Genomic DNA, 682 nt, shown 5'->3' with positions numbered 1-682 from the left:
GCCTCCATTATCTATTCATGCCGCCGATTGAAGTGAAAGACTTCAAAATATTGAATGGCCCGATAGATTAAAAAGATGGTCAAGATGATGGCCACCAGCCAAATCGTCTTTAGTCCATAAAACTGGATCAAGTAGGTCGAAAAAATGGCCCCACAGACGAAACTCCCGATCAAGCAGGTCATAAAGATGGCTTCCCAGAGGAATTTCATCTCCCTGTCTCTAACAAAATTTCCATAAGCTACCATGGTTTTCTTGAGATTTCCGGTCATAAAAGAGTGGTTGTAGGCATAGCTACCTACTTCTCCAAATGAGGTCGCTACGATTCCCAAACTCAGGCCAAAAAAAGGCACGATGAAGACATTTTTTACCGATGCTGGCAAAAATCCCGTCACCAAAGTTGTGAGGATATAGGGCACTAGGGTACTCAAGCGCCAGACTGAATTATCAATCAAGCGACGCAAGACCGTCATTAAAAAGATCCCCAGCATAAAGGCCAGCATCGTGGCTAACTTCACTTCTACATCTGAGATCTGCTGGCCGATCAAACCAACCGATAGAAAGACCACATTCCCCGTCTGGCCTGCCGCCAAGGTCCCACCCCGACAAATAAAGGTATAAGCATCTGAAAAACCAGCACACATGGTCAATAAACAAGCGAACGCCTTGGTCCGCGAATGAAACT

General features: G+C 45.5%; 1 protein-coding gene. It reads right to left on the bottom strand.

Going from position 1 to position 682, the window contains the following annotated elements:
* Positions 1–11: 11 nt before the first annotated feature.
* On the bottom strand, positions 12–682 hold a 671-nt coding region (locus SPADD19_RS02430), incomplete at its 5' end, for a YoaK family protein (protein WP_164905821.1).

The organism is Streptococcus parasanguinis (assembly GCF_001578955.1).
In the GTDB taxonomy this organism is placed as follows: Bacteria; Bacillota; Bacilli; order Lactobacillales; family Streptococcaceae; genus Streptococcus; species Streptococcus parasanguinis_U.
The sequence above is the reverse complement of the archived record's forward strand: the minus strand, read 5'-3'. Positions and strand labels throughout refer to the sequence as shown.